General features: G+C 57.4%; 18 protein-coding genes. 13 read left to right on the top strand and 5 right to left on the bottom strand.

Annotated elements, in window-relative coordinates; all coding sequences use genetic code 11:
• Positions 1–70 precede the first annotated feature (70 nt).
• Complete coding sequence (locus GC165_11330) at positions 71–508, top strand: hypothetical protein (protein ID MBI1333457.1); 438 nt, start codon at positions 71–73, stop codon at positions 506–508.
• On the opposite strand, the gene GC165_11325 is transcribed toward GC165_11330, so the two are convergent.
• Together GC165_11325 and topA are read right to left on the bottom strand one after the other, a co-directional pair.
• Positions 497–931 carry a GNAT family N-acetyltransferase gene (locus GC165_11325; protein ID MBI1333456.1) on the bottom strand — a complete coding sequence of 145 codons (435 nt, stop codon included), beginning with the start codon at positions 929–931 and terminating at the stop codon, positions 497–499. The genes GC165_11330 and GC165_11325 overlap by 12 nt on opposite strands.
• The gene (topA, locus tag GC165_11320) at positions 928–3,558 is read right to left on the bottom strand and encodes a type I DNA topoisomerase (protein MBI1333455.1); all 2,631 of its coding nucleotides are present in this window, start codon (positions 3,556–3,558) and stop codon (positions 928–930) included. Before topA ends, GC165_11325 begins: the two co-directional genes overlap by 4 nt.
• Positions 3,559–3,600: 42 nt before the next feature.
• Here topA and GC165_11315 point away from each other — a divergent pair, with 42 nt between their 5' ends.
• From GC165_11315 to ispF, 3 genes are read left to right on the top strand one after another with little or no spacing between them, the layout of a single operon-like run.
• Positions 3,601–5,088 (top strand): hypothetical protein, encoded by a 1,488-nt coding sequence (locus tag GC165_11315; protein ID MBI1333454.1) that lies wholly within the window; start codon positions 3,601–3,603, stop codon positions 5,086–5,088.
• A 6-nt stretch (positions 5,089–5,094) separates the two neighbouring features.
• Complete coding sequence (locus GC165_11310; GenBank protein ID MBI1333453.1) at positions 5,095–6,237, top strand: PIN domain-containing protein; 1,143 nt, start codon at positions 5,095–5,097, stop codon at positions 6,235–6,237.
• Entirely contained in the window at positions 6,234–7,361 is a 1,128-nt protein-coding gene (ispF, locus tag GC165_11305) for a 2-C-methyl-D-erythritol 2,4-cyclodiphosphate synthase (protein MBI1333452.1), read from the top strand. Before GC165_11310 ends, ispF begins: the two co-directional genes overlap by 4 nt.
• A 230-nt stretch (positions 7,362–7,591) precedes the next feature.
• Here the strand turns inward: ispF and GC165_11300 are convergent, their stop codons facing one another.
• Positions 7,592–8,173: a transposase gene (locus GC165_11300; GenBank protein MBI1333451.1), complete on the bottom strand. Its 582-nt coding sequence runs from the start codon at positions 8,171–8,173 to the stop codon at positions 7,592–7,594.
• A gap of 52 nt (positions 8,174–8,225) precedes the next feature.
• Positions 8,226–8,693: an adenylate kinase gene (locus GC165_11295; GenBank protein MBI1333450.1), complete on the bottom strand. Its 468-nt coding sequence runs from the start codon at positions 8,691–8,693 to the stop codon at positions 8,226–8,228.
• 141 nt (positions 8,694–8,834) lie between these two features.
• Between GC165_11295 and GC165_11290 the strand changes: the two genes are divergently transcribed.
• The 9 genes from GC165_11290 (at position 8,835) to atpG (ending at position 14,908) form a co-directional block, all read left to right on the top strand.
• The gene (locus tag GC165_11290) at positions 8,835–9,209 is read left to right on the top strand and encodes an MmcQ/YjbR family DNA-binding protein (GenBank protein ID MBI1333449.1); all 375 of its coding nucleotides are present in this window, start codon (positions 8,835–8,837) and stop codon (positions 9,207–9,209) included.
• A 122-nt stretch (positions 9,210–9,331) separates the two neighbouring features.
• On the top strand, positions 9,332–9,808 hold the full coding sequence (locus GC165_11285) for a hypothetical protein (protein ID MBI1333448.1): 477 nt from the start codon (positions 9,332–9,334) through the stop codon (positions 9,806–9,808).
• A 33-nt stretch (positions 9,809–9,841) separates the two neighbouring features.
• Positions 9,842–10,114, top strand: coding sequence for a hypothetical protein (locus GC165_11280; protein MBI1333447.1), 273 nt, complete (start codon positions 9,842–9,844; stop codon positions 10,112–10,114).
• Positions 10,101–10,850 carry a F0F1 ATP synthase subunit A gene (gene atpB / locus GC165_11275; protein ID MBI1333446.1) on the top strand — a complete coding sequence of 250 codons (750 nt, stop codon included), beginning with the start codon at positions 10,101–10,103 and terminating at the stop codon, positions 10,848–10,850. Before GC165_11280 ends, atpB begins: the two co-directional genes overlap by 14 nt.
• A 51-nt stretch (positions 10,851–10,901) precedes the next feature.
• Complete coding sequence (locus GC165_11270; protein ID MBI1333445.1) at positions 10,902–11,099, top strand: hypothetical protein; 198 nt, start codon at positions 10,902–10,904, stop codon at positions 11,097–11,099.
• 69 nt (positions 11,100–11,168) lie between these two features.
• Positions 11,169–11,882 carry a F0F1 ATP synthase subunit B gene (gene atpF / locus GC165_11265; protein ID MBI1333444.1) on the top strand — a complete coding sequence of 238 codons (714 nt, stop codon included), beginning with the start codon at positions 11,169–11,171 and terminating at the stop codon, positions 11,880–11,882.
• On the top strand, positions 11,883–12,437 hold the full coding sequence (atpH, locus tag GC165_11260; protein ID MBI1333443.1) for an ATP synthase F1 subunit delta: 555 nt from the start codon (positions 11,883–11,885) through the stop codon (positions 12,435–12,437).
• A gap of 6 nt (positions 12,438–12,443) precedes the next feature.
• Complete coding sequence (locus GC165_11255) at positions 12,444–14,042, top strand: F0F1 ATP synthase subunit alpha (protein MBI1333442.1); 1,599 nt, start codon at positions 12,444–12,446, stop codon at positions 14,040–14,042.
• An 8-nt stretch (positions 14,043–14,050) separates the two neighbouring features.
• Positions 14,051–14,908 (top strand): ATP synthase F1 subunit gamma, encoded by an 858-nt coding sequence (atpG, locus tag GC165_11250; GenBank protein MBI1333441.1) that lies wholly within the window; start codon positions 14,051–14,053, stop codon positions 14,906–14,908.
• Positions 14,909–14,972: 64 nt separating this feature from the next.
• On the opposite strand, the gene GC165_11245 is transcribed toward atpG, so the two are convergent.
• Positions 14,973–16,115, bottom strand: a complete 1,143-nt coding sequence (locus GC165_11245) for a PEP-CTERM sorting domain-containing protein (protein ID MBI1333440.1) — start codon at positions 16,113–16,115, stop codon at positions 14,973–14,975.
• Positions 16,116–16,241: the final 126 nt, after the last annotated feature.

Genomic DNA, 16,241 nt, shown 5'->3' with positions numbered 1-16,241 from the left:
GCATTTCTCGTTACCGCGTGCGGGACCGTTGATCTACCTTTCCCCGCCAAAACCGTCTATCATTGTAAGCGTGGAGATTCCTCAAGCTTGGCTATGGGTGTCCGGGATATTCTTTCTCGTCAACATCGTGTTCTTTTGCGTCCTCATCGTCGCCCTCATCAAGGTGATGCAGGTCGCGCAGGAGATGAAACCCAAGATCGAAAGGATTTCGGATCGAGTCGATTCCATCTCCGAAAAGGTCGACATGATCGCCGGTGAGGTCCAAGGTCGCGTCAAAGACCTCAGCAGTACTTCCACCCGGCTGATGTCCACCGCTGAGGCTTTCACCTCTGCGAGCACTCAACTCGTGGGCAAATTCGCGCCATACATCGCCGGATTCGGGCTCGTTCTGCGCGCCTACCAAATGGCCAAAGAGCATGGGGTCAACTTTCCCAAAAGGAAGCCCAAGGCCTTACCCGCCCGAGCCAAAGAAGCCGCCAAAGCCGCCGCCGATAAGCTAAAGAAGTAACCGCTTCCGCATCTTCCGATGCGGAATGCCGACCTCTTCAAACGGCTCGTCGAAGATTTCGTATCCGATCCTCAGATAGAAGTCGACAGCCACCTGCCGCGCATGGAGGACCGCTTCGGCAAAGCCCTCAGCCCGTGCCCAATCCTCGGCGTAGAACATCACCTGCCGTCCAAGGCCCTGGCCCTGGCGCGAAGGATCAACTGCGACCTGCCGAATCTTCACAATCTCGTCCGTGTAGGGTGTCGCCATCGCCGTAGCCACCGCCACAGCGCCATCCAATATGGCAAAGTGCGTCGAATCACCCTCGCTCGCGAGCTGCTCGGGCGTGTAATCCATGCCCAAAGGAAAGCGCAAAACCTGCCTTCTCAGTTCGACCGCCGCCCAGTACTCCGGCGATTCATGGGCGACGACCGAGCAGTTCACTTCTTCCGCGCCGTCGCCTTCCGCTTAAACGTCCGCTTCTTGGTCGATGGCCCGGCCTCGCGCTTCTTGTCCAAAAGCTCTTTGGCCTGGTCGTTGGTGATCTCAAGCGGATCGATCGACTTGGGAATCGTGGCATTCGTCACGCCATCGGTCACGTACGGACCGTAGAAGCCGGTCATGACCCGCACAGGGCCTGCCGCGCCGGGTAGTTCACCCATCTCCTTAATCGGCCCCTTCTTAGAAGCCGCTCCCGACGTCTTGGGCTGAGCCAAAATCGCCTTGGCTTCTTCCAAGGTCATCGCAACGCCCTTTCGCCAATCCTCGATCGTGCGCCGCTCGGTTCCCTCTTCAACGTACGGACCAAACTTGCCCATTCGGAACCAAACCTCGCTGGACCCATCCTTGCCGATCAGCTTCGGATACGCACACAGGATGTCCAAATCCTCCTGCGAAAGCTCCTGCGGGGTGATGCCCGGCGGGAGCGAAATCCACGTCGGCTTCACCTTCGCCTCGATCTCTTCCGGCGTTCGCTCCGCCTCCAGGTAGTACCCCTGGCGGAACTTCAACAGCAGGTTTCGGCCCGACACCGGGTGAACTCCGACCACCTCGGCCGCCGGAGACCGCTGGGCGAAAAGTTCCAGCGCCTTCTCGAGCGTCAGGTCGGCGGGAGCCAAATCGTCGGGAATATTCGCGTAAACCTTCTGGTCGCCAAGCTGAAGGAACGGGCTACCGTCCTTGCCCGAGCGAACGCGAATCCCTTCCCCGCTCTCGGGATGCTTGCCAATCTCCAGGTTCGGGAATGGAATCTGAAGCCGCCGCTCCTCCACCATCGGTTTGAGGCCCGGCTTGTTGGCGTCGCCCATGAAGAATTCCTTCAAGTACACCTTCGAGTCCGCCTTACCTTCCGAAATCTCGTCGAGAACGTCGTCCAACTTGGCCGTGAAGCCAAAGTCCATCAGTTCCTGGAAGTGGACGTCCAGCACGTCCATCGCCATGAACGCTCGCCAAGTCGGCACCAATTGCTTGCCCGCCTTGCGCACATAGCCGCGATCCACGATCACCGAAATGATCGACGCATACGTCGACGGTCGGCCGATGCCAAGCTCTTCCAAGCGGCGGATCAGCGTCGCATCCGTATACCGGGACGGCGGCATCGTGTGGTGCTCAGAAGGGTCGAGCTCGGCCAGCGTAACCTCTTGGCCCTGACTCATTCGCGGCAGGATTCGGTCGCCGTCGTCCTCCTCGTCCTTCCCTTCCATGTAAACACTCAAGAAGCCAGGATCGACGACCTGCGAGCCGTTCGCCTGGAACACTAGGTGCCCCTTGGCCGAATCCGAGCCGATCTTGGCTTCGGTTCGAAGCACCTTGGCCGGCTTCATCTGGCAGGCAACGGTTCGTTGCCAAATGAGCGAGTAAATCTTGAATTGGTCGTCGGTCAGGAAGCTCCGCACCTTGTCTGGCGAGCGGCTGATGTCCGTCGGTCGGATCGCCTCGTGCGCCTCCTGGGCGTTCTTCACCTTGTTGGAGTACTTGACCGGCTTGTCCGTCTGCGCATCCGGGTAGTGCCGGGCGATGTATCCACGGATCGAATGCAGGGCGTCCTCCGCCAGCGTCAGCGAGTCGGTACGCATATAAGTAATGAGACCCGCCGTCTCTCCGCCGATCTCCACGCCTTCATAAAGCGTCTGCGCAATGCGCATCGTTCGCTCCGCGCCGTAGGCGAACTTGCGGTTCGCATCCTGCTGGAGCGTGGTCGTCATAAACGGCGGCTGAGGCTTCTGTTGCCCCTCTTTCTCGGTCAGCGATTCGACAACGTACGGCTTAGCCGCCTTAGCGGCAGTGGCCAGTTCGACCGCCAGAGCGCCATCGACCCAAAGCACGTCGGCTTTGCCCGACAGCTTGCCCGTGTGCTCGTCAAAGTCTCGCCCCGCCGCAACCCGCTTGCCTTCGACCTCCACAAGGTCCGCCAGCACCACACCAGCGGTAGCCTGGAACTTGGCCTTCAAATCCCAATATTCGGCGGAAACGAAGTCGCGCCGCGCCTTTTCGCGCTCGACCACCAGCTTCACCGCCGGGCTCTGCACACGTCCCGCCGATAGGTTCTTGGTGACCTTCGTCCACAAAACCGGCGAAAGCGTGTAGCCGTAAAGTCGGTCGAGGATGCGCCGCGTTTCCTGAGCTTCGACCAAATCCAGATCGATCGTCCTCGGCGTGGCCACGGCTCGCTGAATCGCGTCTTTCGTAATCTCGTGGAACGCGATGCGCGAGACTTTCTGCTTCTTGGTCGGCTTCAGAACTTCGAGAAGGTGCCACGAAATCGCCTCACCCTCTCGGTCTTCATCCGTCGCGAGTACCAATTCGTCCTTGTCCTTCAGCGCGGCTCGGAGCTTGGAAACCTGCGCCGCTTTTTCCTTCGGCACCTCATAGTAAGGTTCAAAATCCTGGTCGATGTCGATGCCGTAATCCGCCCACCACTTCTTCTTGACTTCCGGCGGAAGCCCCTTGGCATTGGGCACGAGGTCGCGGATATGACCGATGCTGGCAAGGACTTCGTAATCCTTGCCCAAGTAGCCACCGATTGTCTTGGCCTTTGCGGGAGATTCGACAATGACGAGTTTTGAAGCCATAAAGTATCCGATAGGTCCGAGCGGGACCTTACCTGGATAATAATGTCCTCAACCCGACGCAACTGTACCAATTTTTTTCAAAAGTTCTCAAAATGTGCTGAATTCCTTATGACGAAAGAACGTCATTACTACACGATGCTGGCTCCGCTGATCTTTTCCGCCCTCACCGCTTTCCAACCGGACGTGACCTATTTCACCGTCTGGATGCAGGGTGCCAAGATCGGCTATTCCTCCTACGCGTCCGAGTCCATTCAGTACCAGGGCAAGCCCGCCGAGAAGTCCACCAGCAAGACCGAACTCAAAGTCGGCCTGATCGGCTCGCCGCTCGAAATGACCATCGACTCGGAAACCATCACGGTCAGCGGAAAGCCGGTGCAGATGCACTTCGTGCAGTCCAGCGGCGGTCGTCAGCAGGTGATGGACGCCTGGTTCGAGCCGAAAGCGATCCGTGTTGAAGTCGACAACAACGGCGCAAAAACCAAAGAGACGCTCCAATATCCGAAGGATGGAACCATCGTCGATGACCCCGTCGCCGAATTTGCCCTTCATCCGACCGCCGCCGGGGCGACCAAGACGTTTTATATCCTCGACCCCACTACCGTCAGCCTCGTCAAGAACACCGCGAAGCTCACTGGCAAAGAAGACATCACGGTCAACGGCAGGCAGATTTCGGCTAACGCCATCCTCATCGCCGACCCACGCATGAACACGACCGTGTACACCAGCGGCAAGGGCGACATCGTCAAGATCACCACCACCATCGGCATGGAGATGGTGCCCGCGACCAAGGAGGAGGCGATGGGCAAGGTCTCGACCAACAATCAGCCGGACATCGCCGACCTGACCAGCGTCAAGCCCAGCGTACCGATCGAGAACCCTCTTGCTACCAAAAACCTTCGCATCCGACTCTCGGCCGACAACCTGCCGCAGATTCCTAACGATCCCCAACAGCGCTCTCGCCCCGACGGCAAAGCTTGGATCATCAACGTCCGGCCGACCCAATTGAAAGACTCCAAGACCGTCAGTATCGACGTAGCCAAGAAGCAACAGCCGGATTGGATCAAGCCGAGTCTGCACATTCCTGCCGATTCGCCCCGCTTCACCAAGCTCGCCAAAACCATCCTTAAGAAGGACACCGACGTGAAGTCGGCAGCGCTGGATATCCGAAATTACGTCAACTCGATCATGACGCCAAACGCCGGCATCGGTGTCCTCCGCGATGCTAGCGAGGTCTTGGACGCAAAAGAGGGCGTCTGTCGCGACTATGCCATCCTCACCGTCACGCTGTGTCGCGCCGCCGGAATTCCGGCACGACTCGCCAGCGGATTAGTTAATTTCGAAGGAAACTTTTATTATCACGCCTGGGTTGAAGTTTGGACAGGATACGATTGGCTGGGGCTGGATAGTGTGCCTTCCTCGGACTTCTTTACCGCAACCCATGTTAAACTAAGTCAGGGAAACGTCGATCAGGCATTTACCTTCACGATCCTGGCAAACGCTCACATGGAAGTACTTGAGCAAAAGAGTTAAACCACGATGGAAAAACCACAGCCTCAGATAAAGAGCCAGAAGACGAAAAGCGTCCTGCAGGTCGCGATTCCTGCCGTCTTCGCCATCTTTACCGCGACTCTTTGCGGCGCCTATGGCCCTCAGGTCGTCGATGACTTCGCTAAGCGCCTCAACGACGAATATCAGCCGCCCAATTCGATTATCGTCACGACGGTGCCGCTGGTCGTCGGCGGCATCATGCTGGGCTGGTTCCTCGGCTCACTCCTCATCCGCTCGACCGAGCGATTTGGCCGACGATGGGACCGCACCGATGATTCAGAAAAGGTCACCTGGTTCGTGGGCGGCGTCACCGGATTTCTGGCCGCCACCTTTTTCATCACGCTGTTCTCGCAGTTCAATATCCAAAAGCCGATCGTCGCGCTGTTGGTGTTCGGCCTCGCCATCCTCTTCTCAGTGCTGACGATCTTCGGCCTGCACTCGATGAAGGAGTCCCTGCCTTGGTACCGCGGCAAGGTACGCGGCAAGCGAACCGGCATCAAGATTCTCGACACCAACGTCATCATCGACGGACGTGTCTACGATGTCGCCCGCGCCGGATTCATCGAGGGCAACGTCTACGTGCCCAAGTTCGTTCTCGAAGAGCTTCAGTACATCGCCGATAGCCACGACGGCCTGCGCCGACAGCGTGGACGCCGAGGTCTGGAGATTCTCAAGCTGATGCAGTCGGAGTTTGAGGTTGAAGTCGGAACCCATGACCAACTCGCGCTGGATGAAGGCGACGGAGTTGACGCCCGACTGGTGCGCCTCGCCCTCGCGGTTGGCGGCGACCTCGTCACCAACGATCACAATTTGAACCGCGTTGCGACCCTCCAAGAGGTTCGCGTCCTCAATATTAACGATCTCGCTCTTTCGCTTCGTCCGAATGTACTACCGCAGGAGCATCTGGAAATCTTGGTCCACCGCGAAGGCAACCAGTCTGGCCAGGGCGTGGGCTACCTCGAAGACGGAACCATGGTCATCATCGAAAACGGTCGACGCCACATCGGTGAGACGATCGACGTGATGGTCACCCAAGTCATCCAAACCGAGCGCGGCAAACTGATCTTTGCCGAGGTGCCGGGCGAGGACGAGCCGCCGCGCCGTCCCGGCGTCCGTCGGCACCACACATGAAGATTGCGGCGGTGATTCTCGCCGCAGGCTCAGGAACTCGGTTCGGCGGTGACAAGCTCGCGTACAAACTGCGCGGCGTCCCCATTTGGAAGCACAGCTTCCTCACCTATCTAAACCATCCCGAGGTCGCCGAAGTCATCGTCGTCTGTTCTGAAAACAACTATCCGGCCATCAAAGCCGAAGTCGGCGAGTCCGCCGAAGTCATCCTCGGGGGCGACACCCGCACGGCGAGCACCATCGCCGGACTCTGGAAGGCATCCAAGACCAACTGCGACGGAATCCTTTTCCATGATGCTGCTCGTCCCTTCGTCTCCGCCGACATTATCGATCGGGTCATCGAGCGGGTGAGGGCGGGAGAAGCCGTTGCCGCCGCCATCCCCAGCATCGACACCATGAAGCGGGCCGACGATGGCGCGATCGTCGAGCATCTTCAGCGCAAATCCCTCGTGGCGATGCAGACACCTCAAGGGGGCCCCGTCCAGATGTTCGTCAAAGCGTTTGCCGCCGTTCAGGAGCCCTGCACCGACGATATGGAAGTCCTGAGCAAAGCCGGATACAATACCGGCTGGGTCATGGGCGACGCGGCAAACTTCAAAATTACGAATCCCGAGGACCTCTTGCGCGCCAGGTCCCTGGCTAGGATGGAGACCCGCACCGGGCTCGGCTACGATATCCACCGATTTTCGACCGATCCCGCTCGCCCGTGCTGGCTAGGCGGCATCCTGTTCGAGGGAGAGGTTGGGCTTGAGGGGCACTCCGATGCCGACGTGGTGCTCCACGCAGTCGTTGACGCCCTCCTCGGAGCCATCTCCGCCGGCGACATTGGTCAGCTCTTCCCGAACACCGACGCGACCAACAAGAACCGCGACTCAGCCGAGTTTTTGCTGGAAGCCAAGCGCCTCATTGATGAAGTCGGTTGGACCGTCGTCAACCTCGACATCGCGATCCAGGCCGAAAAGCCAAAGATCATGCCGAGAGCGCTCGACATCCGAACGCGAATCGCCGGACTGCTCGACATCAACCTAGACCGCGTAAGCATCAAGGCGACAACCCAAGAAGGCTTGGGCGCCATCGGTCGCGGAGAAGGCATCGCCGCATTCGCAACCTGTAACGTCAGTCGATAATCCCTTAGAAGGTGGTTCTGCAGTCCCAAAAAAAGTCAGGCCGTCTGGGAGGGTGGGCTTTACGAAGCTCCCGCCAAAGGGAAATGAGCAGAGCGAATCGGGACAGCCCACCAGAGCCATCGTAAGCAGCAGAGTCCAACAAAGGTTAGGCCGCATGGGAGGGTGGGCTTCCAGCCCACCAAGCCTTCATTAGTGAGATGCCTGCAACTAATAGAGCATCTTCCAACCACCTAGTCGAAATTGCCATACGCGCTACTCCACCTGAACTCACCTGGCTCGTCACAAAGCCGAGCCACCACCGGATTTCCGTGGATGTAACCAATCGTTCTCAAATAATGCTCCTCACTTCTCATGAACCGATCAAAGTAGCCTTCCATCCACACAGCGCCCATCTGAGGATGAACCTTCTTGATCTCGTTGGAAGTAAACGACTTCAAAGCATGAAGCGCTTTCGGCATTGATTGACCTTGGTTGAACCGAGCCAGAAAATGGACATGGTTTGGCATGATGACCCACGAGACAAGATCGTAGTGGGTGCCATCAAGAAAATGGAGAGAATCGTGAACGATCTCCGCGCACATCGTTTGATGAAGTACGCAGGAGCCATGGCCCAAGTCGAGCAACTTCTCCACGCGAGCAGTCCTTTCTCGTTCAACATCGCCCTTAAGGAGTCTTAGCTCTTCTTCAAGTTGATCCAGCAGATTCGTTGGCACACTGTCGGCGAGACGAAAGGTAATGAATTGGTTAACGTCCCCAGTATCATAGTGAGGCAATTTCCTTGGCGTATACCAACCTTTGTGATCGGACATCAACGAGGTAATTCTACAAAATTTGGTGAGCTAGAAGCCCACCCTCCCAGGTTGCCTAACTCATCACCTCAGCAAGCCACGCATCAAGCTCACGTGGATGCCGAAGAATCACCACCGTCCAGCGCGGGTCCTTCGCCCATTGGTACACCCGCTCCCGCTTCCTCGCAAAGGACTTGAAATGCCAGCCAATGATGCTATCCCTCGAGAACATCCCGCGCAAGGACTCCACATTCCCGTTGCACACCTTCTCTTTGGTGATCGAGCGGCTGACCGTCCGCCACAAAAGCTGTCGCAGAGAGCGCCAACGGGGATAGTCGAGCCCGATGATCAACTCAACCCGTTCAAGCGGAATCTCAAGCCACTTCCCATAGGCTGAATCGAGAATCCATTCATCCTGAGCACAGATCGCCTGAATCCGATCTCGTTGAGTCTCGACCGGCACCTCGACCCAGCCGGGGTCCCAAGTGAGGGTATCGACCTCGGTCCAAGGGATGCTTGTCTCTTCGCTCAAATGCCGGGCCATCGTGGTCTTACCCGAACCAGTAACACCATAGATGAGGATCCGCTTGAACGGAATCTCGACGCGAGAAGGAGGAGAAGTATCCTCCGGCAAAGGACTGTCGATCGCAGCGGCATCCATGGCAACTATCTATAATACGAGCATATGGATCCGCTGGCAGAAAAAGTCTTAACCGAGACGCGGAAGGCGGCATTGGCCCTCCCGTTGGTAACCGAGAAGCTCAGCCACGGCGAGCCGACTTGGTTCGTGGACGGCAAGAAGTCGTTCGCCATGTTCTGCACCTACCACCACGGCATGAGGCTGGGAATTTGGATGGCAGCCCCTCCCGGCGCCCAAGAAATGCTGATCCAAAGCGATGGCGAGAAGTTCTACCGGCCGCCGTACGTCGGCCCGCGCGGTTGGGTCGGCGTGAACCTCGACGGCGAAGTCGATTGGGACGAACTCGCCGACCTTCTGAAGGAGGCCTATCGCGCCGTTGCACCGCCCAAGTATCTGAAGATGCTCGAAGAGACACCGTAGAACTGTCAAGGCAACTAGAACATCCAGCTAGCCAAGGGCGAGAGAGGTCGCTGAGCGCGGTACAAGCGAAGCGGCAGAGTCGCAACTCAATCCTTAAGCCTGAAAGCTGTAAACTAATAATCATGTCCACCGATCCGGAGCGACCCGAACTACCTTCCGATGAGGAGATCGAAGCCCGCTTCGCCAAGATTCGCGACAATCTCGGCGTCGATCTCGACGACGTGGACTCCAAACTCGACGACATTCTCGCCAACACCAAGGCCGACCGTCTCGATGAAGAAGAGCACGACGCCTATCAGCAAAAGCTGGACGAACTGGACGAGAAGATTCGCAAAGCCAAAGCCACTCGCGCCACCTCCGAACCCAAGCGCGACTCCTTCTCCGGGGGCCTCGACCAAAAATCCAGCCTTTCGATGGGCCTCGGCCTAACCCTCGCTTACACCATCATCGGCGCACCGATCGTCGGCTACGGAGCAGGGCTCCTCATGAATAAGCTGACGGGTGCCCAAGGTTGGCAGATTTGGCTAACCCTGCTCGGCAGCATCATCGGCATCATATGGGTCGCCATGGTGACGAATCGCAACGAGAACCGCCTTTAAGTGAATCCGGTTACTTTCGTCATAAGCCTCTTCGTGACTTTCGTATTCGTCTGCGGATCGTGGTGCATCGTCCGGGCTTTTGGCGAAGCCGGAAAGGCGAATTCTCTCGGCGCGGCGGCCAACTTCGCCTTTGGACTCGGGCTCAAATTTCCCGGCGTCATCTACGTATTAAAAATCGCCAAATCCACAAATAGGGCCGATGTGAACGGCGCAATCATCGGAGTATGCTTGGTATACTTCTGCACCGTTGTCGGCATGGCCGTGTACGGTTTTCGACAGAATCGAAGAGCAGATGATGAACCTTAGCAGCTTGACCACCCTGCCCCTAGCAGAAGAAGAGCAGTTCGTATCTTTTAAGGGTTGGGCCTTCTATTTGCTGATTGTCATCGTCTTCATCTGCGTCTTTCTTGGATACGCCAAGAAAGGCTACAACGGTCGAGTTTTCACCAGCAAAGTTTCTCGATTGGCGGAACAGCTTTACCTGTTCCTTGAGAACATGGTCCTCGGCGCGATCGGCCCACACGGTCGAAAGTATCTGCCTCTTGCCGCTGGATTCTGGATTCTGATCTTTGTGAGCAACATTCTCGCACTCCTCGCGCCAATGTCGCCAACGACGGTTCTTAGCTTCAACGTCGGACTTGCCGTCGCCTCCATCGCCTACGTGCAGTACGAAGGCATCAAGGCAAACGGATTTTTCGGTCACGTGACTCACTTCGCCGGTCCCAAGCTCGGTCTCGCGCTTCTGCCCATCACGCTCATGATCTTCGTCATCGAGATCTTCTCCGAGCTGATGAAGAACATGTCGCTCAGCATTCGACTCTTTGCCAACATGCACGGTGGCCATGCCGCTGTAGAGTCGATGAATAGCCTCTTTTTCGGCCTGAGTGTTCCCGGTCTGAACCTCGTTCCCCTTGGCGAGTTCCTGCTTCCGCTCAAAATCCTGACGTGCGTCGTTCAGGCCCTGGTATTTACGCTTCTCACCTGCGTTTACCTCGGCTTGGTCACGAGCCACGGTCATGGTGACGAAGCTCACGCCCACTAAGTAGAAAGATTTAACCCCGCAACAAAACCTTTGGAGAAATAAACACAGAATATGAGTCCCCTAGTCGGAGTTGGTATTGGTATCGCTGGTGTTGGTATCGGTCTCGGTTTGATCGGTAACGGCGCCCTGCAAGGAATGGCACGACAGCCTGAAGCTATCGGTAAGCTTCAGGTTCAGATGCTGATCGCGCTCGCGTTCGTCGAGCTGATGGGCTTCTTGACCGTCTTTGCTACCAGCGGTTTCAAATAAACAGAACCCACGGATACGCAGTTTTCGTTGCTCCGCTCTAAGCGGGGCAACCCCAACCTTTTAACACTAATGTCTCAAGATAATTCGACATCAAAAGGAAGCATTTGGCCTGGCATCATCATCGGTGCCGTCCTGATGTTTGGTGGCGCCTTCATGGATAGGTCCCTGCACCTGACCGACGAAGAGTACAAAACCAAAGTTGCAGCCGCCGCGCAAGAAGCCAAGGAATCCGGCAAGCCCGCCGAGCCTGTTGGTCACTGGAAAGTCGACCAGCTTAACACGCTCGACGAACAGGGTCTTCCGATCAATCCAGGCATCTCGATCGCAACGATCGGCGTCCTGCTGATCACCTTCCCGCTGATCCGAGTCTTCTACACCGATCCGCTGAAGCAGTCCATCGACGAGCGAAACGGCAACCTGGAAGCCACATTTTCCGAGGTTGAATCGCTTCGCAACGAAATGGCCACGATGAAGTCGGATTACGAGAAGAAGCTCGCCGCCAGCGAAGCCGATGCCCGAGAAAAGATCAACGCCCAAATCAAGGAAGCCCAAGCCCTGCGCCAATCGCTCATGGCCGAAGCCGCTTCCAAGTCCGACGCTCTGCTGAAGCAGGCGCAGGAAGAGATTGCCGGCGAAAAAGCGAAGGCACTTCGAGACATCCAAGTTCACGTTACCGACCTTGCCCTCCTGGCAGCCGAAAAGGTCGTTGGCAAGAACATGGACAACGAGACGAACCGCAAGCTCGTCGCCGACTTTGTGAACGATCTGGAGGTCGCCAACTAAATGGCAGAGGAGAGCGTAAGCCGCCGTTATGCAACCGCCCTTTTCGAGTCCGCCAAGGATTCGAAAGTGGTGGCCAGTGTCGAAGCCGATCTCGTTACGATCGAATCGCTTCTGACAAATGACGGCGACTTCCGCGCCTTTATCCTCAGCCCCGGACGCGACCGAACCGAAAAGATCACGCTGTTCGACAAAGTCTTCGGTGATCGCATCACCGCCCTAACTTGCCGCTTCGTCAAGCTCATGCTCGAAAAGCGGCGCGAAGAAGAACTGCCCGGCATTCGAGCCGAGTTCAGCGAACTTCGAAGAGCCGACGAAGGCACCATCAGCGCGACGGTGACCAGCGCGGTGGAACTGACCAAAGCCGAGCAGAAGCAGATCGACGAAAAACTCGCTGCCAAACTGGGCAAGAAGGTCGAGACACAGTTTGAAATCGATCCAAGCCTCATCGGCGGCGTCCGAGTTGCTTACGGAGATTTTATTATCGACGGTAGCGTTCGAGGGTCCCTCAACCGGCTCCGAGACACGCTTCGACAAGACACCCTTAAACAGGCATAGAAACACATGGCCATTCGACCAGAAGAGATTACAGACATCCTCCGACAACAGCTTGAGCAGTTCGATAAGAGCGCCAAGAAGGAAAATGTCGGAACCGTTATCCAAGTTGGTGACGGTATTGCCCGAGTCTACGGACTGCCCAACTGTCAGATGGGTGAACTCCTTGAGTTCCCGCACGGCGTCGTTGGCCTGGCGTTGAACCTCGAAGAGGAATCCGTTGGTGCGGTTCTCATCGGCGACGACACCAAGATCACCGAAGGCGACCCCGTCCGAGAAACCGGTCGAATCATCCAGGTGCCGGTCGGCAAGGCTCTCCTCGGCCGCGTCGTCAACGCTCTGGGCCAGCCGATCGATAACAAGGGTCCGATCGCTTCCGACGAATTCCGACTTCTCGAAACCATCGCTCCCGGCGTTGTCGACCGACAGCCAGTTACCGAGCCGCTTCAGACCGGTATTAAGGCCATCGACGCCATGATCCCGATCGGCCGCGGCCAGCGCGAACTCGTCATCGGCGACCGCCAGACGGGTAAGACCGCGATCTGTATCGATACGATCATCAACCAGAAGAAGACGCACGAGCCCGGCGGAAGCCCGGTCTACTGCATCTACGTTGCTTGCGGCCAAAAAGCCTCCAACGTCGCCCGCGTCGTGAAGACGCTCGAAGAGCACGGCGCTCTCGAGTACACGACCATCGTTCTCGCCTCCGCCTCCGACTCGAACGCTGAGCAGTATCTCGCTCCGTTCGCCGGTGCCGCCATCGGTGAGTACTATCGCGACAACGGCATGCACGCTCTGGTCATCTACGACGACCTTACCAAGCAGGCTCAGGCCTACCGCGCAGTCTCGCTCCTTCTGCGACGCCCGCCTGGACGAGAAGCCTATCCTGGTGACGTTTTCTACCTCCACTCGCGCCTTCTGGAGCGAGCGGCGAAGGTGTCCGACGCCAACGGCGGCGGTTCGCTGACGGCTCTGCCGATCATCGAAACGCAGTCCGGCGACGTTTCCGCGTACATTCCGACAAACGTCATCTCGATCACCGACGGTCAGATTTACCTCGAGCCCGACCTCTTCTTTGCTGGCGTTCGCCCCGCAATCAACGTTGGTATTTCGGTCAGCCGCGTCGGTGGTAACGCCCAGATCAAGGCTATGAAGCAGGTCGCCGGTAAGCTGAAGCTCGAAATGGCGCAGTTCCGCGACGTTGCCGCGTTCGCTCAGTTTGCTTCCGACCTCGATAAGTCCACGCAGATGCAGCTCATCCGCGGTCAGCGACTCACCGAGCTCCTCAAGCAGGACTTGGTCAGCCCGCTCGACGTCGTCGATCAGATCATCGCGATCTACGCCGGTTCGCTCGGCGTGCTGGACAACCTATCGAACGACCAAGTCAAGCCGTTCGAACAGGGCCTGCTTGGCTTCGTGAAGGCCAAGTACAGCGACGTCGTCGAGACCGTTCGAAGCACCAAGGCGCTGTCGAAGGAAACCGAAGAGACGCTCACCAAGGCAATCAAGGAATACGAAGCGGAATTCGCCAAGTCGGGTCCCAAGGGCTACACCCAGTACGACACCGGCAAGGACACCGCCGAAGACGCCGTCAAGGCGAACATGTAAGAAGGTAGATGGCCACTCTTAAGCAGATTCGACAACGCATCCGTGCGGCAAAGAACATCCAGCAGATCACGAAAGCGATGAAGCTGGTTGCGGCGGCGCGCCTCAAGAAGGCGACCGACCGAGTTCTCGAAGCTCGCCCTTACGCCGACAAGCTCAAGGACATCATGACCAGCATGTCGGCGTCGGGTAGCCTGCCCGCCCACCCGCTCCTCACCAAGCGCGACGTCAACAACGTGCTGGTGCTGGTGCTCACCTCCGACCGAGGTCTGGCCGGTGCGTTCAACACGTCGATTCTTCGTAAAGCTACCGACTTCTTCAAGTCGCTCAACGGAAAGCCGCTTCACTTGCTGACCTACGGCAAGAAGGCGAACCAGTTCTTTGGCAAGCGCGGATACTCCATCGTCGATAGCTACTCGGCCCCGTCGGCTGGCGCTGACCTATCCGATGCCGTCGCTATCACCCGCAAAGCGAGAGAGATGTTCGAAACTGGGCAGGTCGACGCCGTTTACGTCGTCTACTCCAAGTTCATTTCCGCCATCCGCCAGATTCCCCAGGTTGTCCAGTTGCTTCCCATCGAAGCGCCCGACACCAGCGAGGGCGCTCTCGGCGGCGAGGTCGAATTCGAACCAAGCGCCGACGTGGTTCTCAACACGCTCCTTCCCCGGTACTTCCAAACCCTTGTTTGGCAAGCGATGCTGGAGTCCACCGCATCCGAATTCGGTGCGAGAATGAGCGCGATGACCGCCGCAACCGACAACGCGGGCAAGATGATCCACACGCTCACGCTGAAGGCAAACCGCGAACGCCAAGCCGCGATCACCAAGGAAATCCTGGAAGTCGTCGGCGGCGCCGAAGCCCTCGGCTAAGTTCAACTGTCAAAAAGAAAGAAGGCTCTCGCGATTCGCGAGAGCCTTCTTTCTTTTGCAATGCCTACTTTCTTCGCCGTCGTAGGAGGGCCAACGCGCCAAGTCCTAGCGCGGCCAACGACGCCGGTTCTGGGACCGTCCCAAAGTTTGTCATGTAGTACTCCTGATGCCCATCGACCATGGCCGTCCCGACCATCCTTCCGTTCGACGCGCCGCACAGAATCGAATCGGGAATCGACGATCCCGTCGCAAAAAACGACGAATCCATCTCGACGCCTTCGGGGTGACTAAAGGAGTAGATCGTCTTAGCCTGGTAGGGATACAGCGTACTGCCGATCATCGTCCCGTCGTTCAAAAAGACCTTCGGCGCAAAGCCCGACTGAAAGCCTCCAATGTGAGAAGAATAATAGTCGGCCGTCGCCTCGTACATAGAGCCGTCTGGCGCGTAGACATCGTAGCTGAACCCCTGACTGCTCGAACTGGTGTCCGACGTGCTCACGAGTGTCTTCACCACTGAATACCCGCTGGGCAGATAGTCGAACGACTGAGACTTGCTGTAGCCGTAACTGCTGAAGTTCAGGGCCGAATGAGCAACCGCCGAAGTCGTGCCATCTCCGTTCCACCGAACGATGTTCACACCCGGAGTGCCTACCTCATTCGTACCTCCCGGCACGGTTCCGAACACCGATCCGTCGCGCATGATCTGGGTCGGCGTGAAATTGCTGCTCGTGGGAATCGTGATCTGTTGCAGACCGCCCAAGCCGCACACATAGTAGCTGGTACCCGCTGCGCTGACTCCACGGAGGAGCAGATTGTCCTGGTCGTTCGTCGCCACGATCGAAAACTGCGTGTTTGCGTTCGTGACGATGGTCTGCCGCCCGCCGTATGGATCGAACCGAATAATCGACCCATTCGAACTGCCATACACGCGACCAGACTCGGAAATCGTCGAAAGATACGAGTCGCCCGACTGCTTGGTAACCTGCGTCAGGCCATACTGTTGGGTCCACATCTCGGTCGTTCCATAAAAGTCGCCGAGCATTGCGCCGCTGCTATTGATCGACGTCGGGTTGTAGCCCTCCTGAATATCGACCTTTTGAAAGTTGAAACTGCCCTGCGCCGATGCGACACCAGCCAGGCTAAAAGAAACCGCGAGAGACAAAAAGGACATTCGAGACATGATCACTCTCCCTGGTGCATGATACATGCCCAATCTCCTCGCTACCGTATAAATGCCGGGTACTTATTGAATCCTAATGATCGAAGCGACACTTCAAACGGGTGCCGAATTTCACTGCACTTGCCGGCAAACAATTCTGGGAAGGTGGGCTTC

The organism is Armatimonadota bacterium (assembly GCA_016125185.1).
Classification (GTDB): domain Bacteria; phylum Armatimonadota; class Fimbriimonadia; order Fimbriimonadales; family Fimbriimonadaceae; genus Fimbriimonas.
The sequence above is the reverse complement of the archived record's forward strand: the minus strand, read 5'-3'. Positions and strand labels throughout refer to the sequence as shown.

What these genes read in the sequence shown, in the direction of transcription:
- GC165_11270 (MBI1333445.1), top strand. Translation starts at nt 10,902, where the DNA reads ATGAGTCCCCTAGTCGGAGTTGGTATTGGTATCGCTGGTGTTGGTATC.
- atpH (MBI1333443.1), top strand. Translation starts at nt 11,883, where the DNA reads ATGGCAGAGGAGAGCGTAAGCCGCCGTTATGCAACCGCCCTTTTCGAG.
- GC165_11310 (MBI1333453.1), top strand. Translation starts at nt 5,095, where the DNA reads ATGGAAAAACCACAGCCTCAGATAAAGAGCCAGAAGACGAAAAGCGTC.
- GC165_11290 (MBI1333449.1), top strand. Translation starts at nt 8,835, where the DNA reads ATGGATCCGCTGGCAGAAAAAGTCTTAACCGAGACGCGGAAGGCGGCA.
- atpG (MBI1333441.1), top strand. Translation starts at nt 14,051, where the DNA reads ATGGCCACTCTTAAGCAGATTCGACAACGCATCCGTGCGGCAAAGAAC.
- topA (MBI1333455.1), bottom strand. Translation starts at nt 3,558, where the DNA reads ATGGCTTCAAAACTCGTCATTGTCGAATCTCCCGCAAAGGCCAAGACA.
- GC165_11295 (MBI1333450.1), bottom strand. Translation starts at nt 8,693, where the DNA reads ATGGCCCGGCATTTGAGCGAAGAGACAAGCATCCCTTGGACCGAGGTC.
- GC165_11285 (MBI1333448.1), top strand. Translation starts at nt 9,332, where the DNA reads ATGTCCACCGATCCGGAGCGACCCGAACTACCTTCCGATGAGGAGATC.
- GC165_11245 (MBI1333440.1), bottom strand. Translation starts at nt 16,115, where the DNA reads ATGTATCATGCACCAGGGAGAGTGATCATGTCTCGAATGTCCTTTTTG.
- ispF (MBI1333452.1), top strand. Translation starts at nt 6,234, where the DNA reads ATGAAGATTGCGGCGGTGATTCTCGCCGCAGGCTCAGGAACTCGGTTC.
- atpF (MBI1333444.1), top strand. Translation starts at nt 11,169, where the DNA reads ATGTCTCAAGATAATTCGACATCAAAAGGAAGCATTTGGCCTGGCATC.
- GC165_11315 (MBI1333454.1), top strand. Translation starts at nt 3,601, where the DNA reads ATGTCCTCAACCCGACGCAACTGTACCAATTTTTTTCAAAAGTTCTCA.
- atpB (MBI1333446.1), top strand. Translation starts at nt 10,101, where the DNA reads ATGATGAACCTTAGCAGCTTGACCACCCTGCCCCTAGCAGAAGAAGAG.
- GC165_11255 (MBI1333442.1), top strand. Translation starts at nt 12,444, where the DNA reads ATGGCCATTCGACCAGAAGAGATTACAGACATCCTCCGACAACAGCTT.